The organism is Alphaproteobacteria bacterium, from assembly GCA_024244705.1.
Classification (GTDB): Bacteria; Pseudomonadota; Alphaproteobacteria; order JAAEOK01; family JAAEOK01; genus JAAEOK01.
The window spans coordinates 1-5,526 of the sequence record JAAEOK010000099.1; the positions used below are offsets into that span (position 1 = coordinate 1).

A 5,526-nucleotide genomic window follows, 5' to 3' on the forward strand; every position below is an offset into this window, starting at 1 on the left:
AAAAGTCGGTGAGATGGGCAGGGCTCGCAATAAAAGAATCGACACGGTGCCACTAGCGAAAAGAAAGAATCGCCCCCGGGTCATTTAGGAATCATTCTTGCTCAAATCCGTGCCGGAAATAGTTTTTCAGCAGCCTGCTAGGGTGTTCCACGCCCTCCCCCGTGCAACAACCATAAGGCTTTGAAGAACAAAGCAGACGGAAGTCGTTGGCGGCGCCGATATCCTCTACCGACCCAAAGCGGACAATTGGCGCGGCTTGGATCGAGATTTGGACGGCCGGAGAAGAAGTGTATGCCAGGCGTCACGGCCGAACACGAACCGTATTCGACCAGGCCAATCTGCTACCCGCCCTATTCGCAGAGAAGACTCTAGGGCGATACGGCTGCGCCTTTTCCACCGGTGTAGAACCCGTTCGCGAACGGTGCCAAACCGGCAAGCGCGTCGAGCCGCCGACGGCCATCGCCAAGCGTTTGCTTGCCATCGAGAACGTCCCTGAACACCTTGGCGACCGCGACCATATCGATGGCGTGTGGCCACAAGCGAAATGCCCTGATACCCATCTCCTGAAGCTCTTCGAGTTGGCCGATCAGGTTTGCCACCGTATGAGAAAGCGTCTGAGTGCCATTAACGGTGAGGAAGGAATCCCCGTCGAGGGTCTCGACGCTCATGCCATCCCGATCCTCGGCGCAAACGTATTGACAGCCATCCTTGTGGAGACCATGGGCGCGCGCATGGTAGCAGCGCGCCGAAATCGCCAGCGGCACGCGTCCGAACACCTGGACCTCCAGCTCTGCAGCATCGGATTTTGCCAGCGCCACCAACGACCGTGACGACAATTCCCAGGGTAGAGATACCCGGACCGCGCCCTGGCGCGCGAGATACGCCAGTGTGCATTCGTTATAGACGTTGACAAATGGGCCGACGATGTGGCGGCGCCCCGCCAGCAATGCGGCGGCGCCGATGTCGTTAGCCTCGATCAGGACTTCCGGCACCTCGGCAAGGGCCCGTACCGCGTCCATCTCCCGCTCGCACAGGATCAGCGTCAGCGTGGAGTGGATGACCTGCTTGCCGCCGCGCCGCAGACGATCCACCACAGCGGGAAGATGAGGATCGAAATACGGTGCCCGTTTCGAGCACACGACCTCGCCCACGTAGACGGTGTCGAGGGGCGCCTCGTCGGCGATGCGGAAATAGAAATCGCGCCTGTCTTCAGCGTCCCAGTTGAACAAAACAGGGCCAAGAGAGAGTGTCGTGGTCATCTAGCCGTCCGATTAATGCCAGCTCTTATCGTACGCGCCAGCGGTTTGTCGTTGACCCTCGGTCATGGCGTCCAATTCGCCGGCGGGAACCATATCGCCACGGGCCGCCGCATCGACCGCGCGGCGGAATGTCGCTACGACCCTGGCGACATAAGCACGGCCGCGCTGTCGACCCTCGATCTTCAAGGCGCTGACCCCCGCGGCGGTCAGCTCGGGAAGCATCGTTAGGACATTGAGCGAGGTCGGTTCCTCGAACAGATAAGAGGCGCGGCCATTGGTTACGAAACGCCCCTTGCAAAGGGTTGGGTAGCCCGCCGCCTCGCCATCGGAATACACGTTGAGGGTAAAATCGCCCAGTCGCGAGACGAGGTCGCTATTCCGTTTTTCATAATAGACGTGGCTCGCCGGTGAGCAGACGCCGTCGGTGTTGGGCGATTGGCCCGTGACATAGGAGGAAAGGGAACACCGGCCTTCCGCCATCACGCACATTCCGCCAAAAGCGAAAACTTCCGTTTCGACCTCAATCCGTGCGTTAAGGTCGGCGATTTCCGAAACCGTTAGCACCCGGGGCAAGACCACCCGCTTCACCCCGAAGGCCTGGTGATAAAAGCGAATGGCCTCGGCGTTCGAGGCCGACGCCTGAACCGAAAGATGCCGACGCAAATCGGGATGCGATCGCTGGGAATAATCGAGCAATCCGATGTCGGCGAGAATCACGGCATCTGCGCCGAGCGCGGCGGCATCATCGACCGCTCGCCGCCACGGGGCCGAATTGCCGGCGCCGGGATAGGTATTGATGGCAACATAAACGCAGCATCGTCGTTCACGAGCGTAGGCAATGCCCTCCGCCATTTCGTCGCGGCTGAAATTAAGACCGGGGAAGTTGCGAGCGTTCGTTTCGTCGGCGAAGCCGGCATAGACGACATCGGCGCCTGCGTCCACCGCCGCCCTCAGCGCGGCCGGGTTGCCCGCCGGACAAACCAGTTCCAGTCGAGCACCCATCAGTTGCCTCTCGTTCCTGTCGGACGGGAACGCCGAACGCTGCGGTGGGCCCGCTGTCTGACCAACTCGGCCACTTGTTCCCGAAGGTCCCGCAATTCGGCGGCCTGAGCCTCACAGCGACCGGCCACAGGCGCCAGGATCGCTCGCCTGACGATTTCGAGATTCCGTTCCGTGCGCGTGAAAGCGGCGACCCACCGATCGACCAAACTCCCGATCGGCGGTGCCAAAGGGCCCAACACCGATAGCAGGTCGTCCTTTAGGTCGATACCGGCGCCATCAATGGCGTTGCGGAGCGTCACCACGGCCTCCGTATCGCCTTCAACGACGAGATCGCGAGAGAAGAACAGGGCGTCGCCATCGAGTTTCCCCTCGAGCAGTTGTATCAGCGTCAGCAGAGGGCCCCGAATCGTCGCCGTCGGCGCCTCTGTTTGGATGTCTTTGGCGAGTGCCACGAGGCTCGGCGGCGGGGACGGCCGCAGCAGGAATCCGATGGGTAGATCTACGGGGTCGATCAGAAAGGTCGAGTCTGGAAGTGCCGCCAATCGGTCGAACAGGCCAGGATGGCAATGGCTGACAGTTGTCGTAGCGACGTTGAGCAACGGCTGCAACAAGACCGGCGGCAGCGGCCTGAGCGCCATACCCGCGAGCAAGACCGGCGATAGGGGTGGATCGAAACGGGTCGAACTCTCCATGCTTTACGCACTCAATCATCGACAGAAGAGACTTTCCCTTCGCCTAGCTACGACATGGAGGCATATCACCAACCTGGATCCCTTGATTTGAGTCAACCCTGGCGCCCTATATGGAAAAAAAGCTGTCCTAAAGCCCAGATCTTGGAATGTCTCGGTTCATGGCGATTTGGGCCTCCCTGCCTTCGGTGCGAAGCGTGGATTAAATGGGAGTTCCGGCGCCGATCGGGCATCGAGGCAGTGGTCGGACACATGAAAAACGAGGGCCATCTCGGGCGCAGCAACCTGAAGGGCCGGCACAGCGACCACGCCAACGCCATGCTGAACTCCGTCGGCTAGAACCCTTTCTATGAACTCCGGGTCAATTCTGTTTCGCGTCTGGCGCGCCGGTCCACAAGGAAGCGCGCGCAGCGCGATGCCGAAGCATCGGGCAAGCTTGCTGACGCCGTGGTCGGCCGCCGGACGGAAACCCTACGGGACGGACCAGAAACTAGCCGACACCGAGTGAGCGGCCGACAGCGCCCGTCGAGCTCCGCTCCGACCGCCGGCTATGCCGGTTGCGTGGCGGCGAAGCGGCGGGCGCGCCTCTGCATTTTCCAATGTGCCAACCGGCTTATCAGGCGGTTCAACCGACCGTGCGGCTTGAGGCCGATCACGTTCAACAACATGGCGACGATGCGCTCCAGCAAATAGGGCGGGTAGAGCCCATAGGCGTGCCCGGCATAGGTCTCGTTCGAGCGCTTGAGATTGAAGCTGCCGGGTTTCTCGTTGGCCGAATGGAAGGCGTAGGCGAGTTCCTCGTCCTGGGCCTCGGCGACCCGGCCGATGACGACCCGGGCGCGTCTGACGAGGCCGATCCCTTCCTTCTCGCGGAGCTTTTTGGAGAACTCCCAGAAGGTCTTGTAGTGGCGCAGCTCGTCGGCCGCGAGGTTGCGGCACAGCTCCTGAAGGAGCGGCTCGTCGGTCGCCCTGCGGATCGCCGTGTAGTGGGAGCTGGTGCCGGTCTCCACGACGCAACGCGCCAGGATCTCCCCAGTCAGCGAGCCGCGCACCGACTCGCTCACATCCACGGGCACCCGAAAGCCCTCGGTGTAGCGCTTGAAGGCCACGTCGAAATCGAAGTCGGGATCGGCGAGCATAGCGTAGCGGGCCAGCGTCTTGCCGTGTTTGACCTCCTCGTCGGACCAGTCCTTGGCCAGCTTCGCGAAGGCGGGATCGTCGTGGAACACGTTACACAGATACTGGGCGTAGACCGGAGCGTTATGCTCGACCAGGCTCGCCGCCTTGACCAGTTTGACGAGATCGGGGTCGGCTCGGGAGGCCTGGAATCGGTCCCAATGAATGTCGGTCGCCTGCCAGATGCCGAAATCGGTCCAATGCGTCATGATCTTTTCCCCAATTGGTCGTTCTCCTGTGCGGCCGTGTGCGTCGAGGCGGCGGTCAGATATCGAACGGCTCTGGGACGGCCGCGGTTAAACCGTCGAGCTTGTCAGTGACAACGACCTGGCAAGCCAGCCGCGAAGTCGGACCCCGACCGAAGGCGAGGTCCAGCATGTCGCTTTCGCCCTCATGCGGCACCGGCAGGGTGTTGAAATGGGCGTCGTCGACGAGCACATGGCAGGTCGAGCACGCCAGCGAGCCTTCGCACGCGCCCTCGATTTCCACGCACGTCCGGCGTGCCGTTTCCAGTAGGGTCTCACCGGCTTCGGCCGCGACCTCGCGGCGCACGCCGTCGGCGGTTATGAACGTGATCTTCGGCATGATCGCCTCCTACGCGGCTTTTCGATCGGTGTGCCGCAAGCGCATTCAGCTGTTGCCGGGCCGTCGAGGTACCTTTGCATTCGAAAGCACCGGCAAGTCAGAGCTTGGCCCGACGTCGACATTTGTCTCACCGCAAATGACAACGGTTTGACTGCAACAACTCCGTCGTTAGGCATCGGGACCAAGTAGAAGTTGGTGAAAGCTGTGACCAGTACGAATACCTTACCACTACCGCTCGTCTGACCAGCGGCGGCGTTGCCCGGACCCCCTGAAACCGCAATCAGGCCTACCGAGAGCATTCAAGCTAGCGAGGATACCCTCATTGGACAGTACCTCCGGCAAGACGCGGATGAGGGGAATCCTGCAGACTAATCCGCCGGCCGCCTTGACTTGGATCAATGTGCAAATGTGGCGGGTCTGGCTCTGAGCCGAAGTCGGATCGGGTTCCGCCCACTGTCTTCTCTCGGCCGCAAAGCGAACTTTAGAAGTGAATGCGCTGCACGTCCGGGATCCATACCTCGCCCTCGGTGGCCGACATGAGTCGTGGCCGGTGGCCGGCAGAGACCAGACGTCGAGACCGACCTCGACTCATTTACCGCAGAAAGCGGACGTTTTTGCGGCCGACCCCCGACAGCGAGAAACGCAGCGACACAATTATCGAGGTTTAGGGTGAATCTAGCAGGGTGCTGAAAAAGTCGGTGAGATGGGCAGGGCTCGCAATAAAAGAATCGACACGGTGCCACTAGCGAAAAGAAAGAATCGCCCCCGGGTCATTTAGGAATCATTCTTGCTCAAATCCGTGCCGGAAATAGTTT

General features: G+C 61.1%; 5 protein-coding genes. All 5 read right to left on the bottom strand.

Features of this window, described 5'->3' with window-relative positions; translation table 11 throughout:
- Positions 1-368: 368 nt before the first annotated feature.
- Positions 369-1,259, bottom strand: a complete 891-nt coding sequence (locus tag GY791_19030; protein MCP4330521.1) for a U32 family peptidase — start codon at positions 1,257-1,259, stop codon at positions 369-371.
- A gap of 12 nt (positions 1,260-1,271) precedes the next feature.
- Positions 1,272-2,261, bottom strand: coding sequence for a U32 family peptidase (locus GY791_19035; protein ID MCP4330522.1), 990 nt, complete (start codon positions 2,259-2,261; stop codon positions 1,272-1,274).
- On the bottom strand, positions 2,261-2,899 hold the full coding sequence (locus GY791_19040; protein MCP4330523.1) for a lipid carrier protein: 639 nt from the start codon (positions 2,897-2,899) through the stop codon (positions 2,261-2,263). The genes GY791_19035 and GY791_19040 overlap by 1 nt, the downstream gene beginning before the upstream one ends.
- 599 nt (positions 2,900-3,498) lie before the next feature.
- Positions 3,499-4,335: a ferritin-like domain-containing protein gene (locus GY791_19045; protein ID MCP4330524.1), complete on the bottom strand. Its 837-nt coding sequence runs from the start codon at positions 4,333-4,335 to the stop codon at positions 3,499-3,501.
- Between the two features lie 55 nt (positions 4,336-4,390).
- Entirely contained in the window at positions 4,391-4,711 is a 321-nt protein-coding gene (locus GY791_19050; protein MCP4330525.1) for a 2Fe-2S iron-sulfur cluster binding domain-containing protein, read from the bottom strand.
- Positions 4,712-5,526 lie beyond the last annotated feature (815 nt).

Bases quoted from the DNA above. Each gene is read 5' to 3' on its own strand.
- GY791_19040 (MCP4330523.1), bottom strand. From the start codon at position 2,899: ATGGCGCTCAGGCCGCTGCCGCCGGTCTTGTTGCAGCCGTTGCTCAAC.
- GY791_19035 (MCP4330522.1), bottom strand. From the start codon at position 2,261: ATGGGTGCTCGACTGGAACTGGTTTGTCCGGCGGGCAACCCGGCCGCG.
- GY791_19030 (MCP4330521.1), bottom strand. From the start codon at position 1,259: ATGACCACGACACTCTCTCTTGGCCCTGTTTTGTTCAACTGGGACGCT.
- GY791_19045 (MCP4330524.1), bottom strand. From the start codon at position 4,335: ATGACGCATTGGACCGATTTCGGCATCTGGCAGGCGACCGACATTCAT.
- GY791_19050 (MCP4330525.1), bottom strand. From the start codon at position 4,711: ATGCCGAAGATCACGTTCATAACCGCCGACGGCGTGCGCCGCGAGGTC.